The following is a 2,376-nucleotide window of genomic DNA, read 5'->3' as shown; positions in this document are numbered from 1 at the left end:
ATTAAACCGAATCGCGAAGCAGATCGGTTCGGGCATGAAACCAAGGAGTTATGGCTTGAAAACCGGGCTGAACGGCGCGAAACATGCGCTCCAGCGTGAAAGCCGGGTTCTTTGGCGTGAAATAATGGGTATTGCGCGTGAAACGCTTGCAGTTTGGCGCGAAAGGCACGGCATTCCGCGCGAAAGTGCTTCCCTCTCATTGAGACTGCTCGGATACGGCGTGTAAAACAGCGGATATGGCGTGAAAAAGCCGTCATCCGGCGTGAAACAAGTGAGTATGAAAGAAACTAGATTGTCTTTTTAAAAAAAATGGAGGTGAATCTGCTGGATTTTCAGCCTTAAATGGGTTTTCTGCAATACCCGACTTGGATAAACAGGCCAGTTTTTGCTAGCCACCTCGGGAAGAAAAGATCGCCTTCCTGCGGTTGCCGCCGCTTATGCGTACACCGCTAAGCAGGTGTCATCCGCATTTCTACGTTACCAATCCCATTTTCCCTTTGTCAGTCCAGTTTTCAGCAGAACCCATTGAAACAGGGAGGTTTTTTCGGTTTTTAGCTGTTGGCTGGTGCAAGTTCCTTCTGGCTTATAACCGTCCAGTTCGAGGGCTTTTTCTAGCTGAGTTTCTTCAAGGAAATTTGAAGCGTTTGCGTTCTGGAAACAAGGTGGTGCTATGTATGTCTTTCTGTCGTGATCCAATATGATGCGGGTGTCATTAGGGGGGACGGCGTTGACTGGAATGATTACAGCTGCAATCACGATTATAATGATAGCGGCGAAAACTGCTGCTGTCTTTTTCATTTATCACGAATCCTTTCATTGTTATTCTGCGAAAGAATTACATAACAATGACGTGTTCTTTCACAATCTACCCATATTTTTTCGGTATAGTAAAGGCAGGCACCAGGTCTTATGGGATCTGGGCATGTACCCCTTGGTTTGGCCGAATGCAGGAGACTGCACTCGGCCCTTTTTAATTGTAGTAGATTTGTATTGATAGGGGCACTGAAAGGCTTCTTATCACGGCTAAATGCTCATATATTATCAAAAGGGTCTTTGCGTGACGTATTGCGGCACGTCTCTTTTTGAGTGGCTGTAGGGGGATTTTCCTGCTGCGGCTGATAGACCTGTTTCAACATTAGGGTTCGGATAAAAATCATGAAAAAGAGAACCGCCAGAGCGGCAAGTACTTCCATCCAGGCCATAAAATGCACACTCCCGTCAACATGTTTATACACTATATAGAAGGTCATGCTTTAATGTGATACTATGCTGAACTTTTTTCAGGCAAACATGCTGACGGGAGTTTTGAAATCATGTATAATAATCAAAAAATTGAAATGAGTGGAATTAATGAAAAAACAAACAATGGCTGATTTGAGCCTGCTCCTTGTGGCATTCGTATGGGGAGTCGGCTTTTTATTGGTCCAAAATGCTATTGAAACGCTCGAACCTTTTACATATAACGGAATCCGATTTCTGGTTGCTGCTTTTTTTATTTGGGGCTGGGTGTTTGCATTCAAAAAAGGCCAGTTGAAAACAATTGATAAATCGATTATTTTAGCGGGAATCGTCCTGGGTATCTGGCTGCATTCAGCTTATGCATTCCAAACGTTCGGTCTTCTTTATACAGCATCCTCTAAAGCGGGGTTCATTACTGGGTTGAATGTTGTGCTTGTGCCTATACTTGCGCTGTTTGTTCTGAAAGAAAAGCCGAAACCTGCATCTGTTGCCGGAGTTTCAATCGCCACCGCCGGCCTTTATCTGCTGACAATGGCTGACAGCTTGAGCATGAATCTCGGCGATTTACTGGTATTGTTCTGTGCATTTGCGTTTGCTTTTCATATCATTTTGACCGACAGGTATACGAATTTATATTCAGCCTTCATTTTGACAGGTATTCAGTTGAGCACTGTGGCGGGATTGAGCATTATTTCCGCATTGATCTGGGAAGATTGGCAGCGGGCCTTTCAGCCGGCCTTCATTTTCAAGTCTGAAGTGATTTTTTCACTATTGATCACGTCTGTTTTCGCGACAGCCCTCGCTTTTCTAGCACAAACCGCTTTTCAAAAATATACAAATCCGACACGGGTTGCTATCATCTATACTATGGAGCCGGTTTTTGCGGCTATAGCAGGTGTTGCCTGGGCGGGAGAACACTTGACAAGTACTGCCTGGATCGGAAGCGCCCTTATCCTCGCCGGGATGCTCTTATCAGAGTTATCCGGCTATATCCAGCTCTATGCGTCCCGCATCAAGAAGTATGTGAATGACATGTAGAAATCAGAGCCTCATTGCGGCTCTGATTTTTGTTATGGTTAAGGAAATTATAAAATATTTGCATTGTGGATTAAAAAGCCAGGAGGGAGTCATCCAGCT

4 protein-coding genes are annotated in these 2,376 nt (G+C 44.7%); 2 read left to right on the top strand and 2 right to left on the bottom strand.

Annotation, left to right across the window (positions count from 1 at the left end):
* Positions 1-226 (top strand): hypothetical protein (locus A4U59_RS21545; RefSeq protein WP_211274975.1); only part of this gene is annotated, 226 nt, incomplete at its 5' end.
* 251 nt (positions 227-477) lie between these two features.
* Here A4U59_RS21545 and A4U59_RS20610 read toward each other — a convergent pair.
* Both A4U59_RS20610 and A4U59_RS21540 read right to left on the bottom strand, forming a co-directional pair.
* Entirely contained in the window at positions 478-798 is a 321-nt protein-coding gene (locus A4U59_RS20610) for a hypothetical protein (protein WP_066175743.1), read from the bottom strand.
* Positions 799-1,031: 233 nt separating this feature from the next.
* Positions 1,032-1,202, bottom strand: coding sequence for a hypothetical protein (locus A4U59_RS21540; protein WP_157888241.1), 171 nt, complete (start codon positions 1,200-1,202; stop codon positions 1,032-1,034).
* A 148-nt stretch (positions 1,203-1,350) separates the two neighbouring features.
* On the opposite strand from A4U59_RS21540, the gene A4U59_RS20605 reads away from it, so the two are divergent.
* Positions 1,351-2,277 carry a DMT family transporter gene (locus A4U59_RS20605; RefSeq protein WP_066175738.1) on the top strand — a complete coding sequence of 309 codons (927 nt, stop codon included), beginning with the start codon at positions 1,351-1,353 and terminating at the stop codon, positions 2,275-2,277.
* The last annotated feature ends 99 nt before the right edge of the window (positions 2,278-2,376 follow it).

This window comes from Bacillus marinisedimentorum (assembly GCF_001644195.2).
Classification (GTDB): domain Bacteria; phylum Bacillota; class Bacilli; order Bacillales; family Bacillaceae_O; genus Bacillus_BL; species Bacillus_BL marinisedimentorum.
The sequence above is the reverse complement of the archived record's forward strand: the minus strand, read 5'-3'. Positions and strand labels throughout refer to the sequence as shown.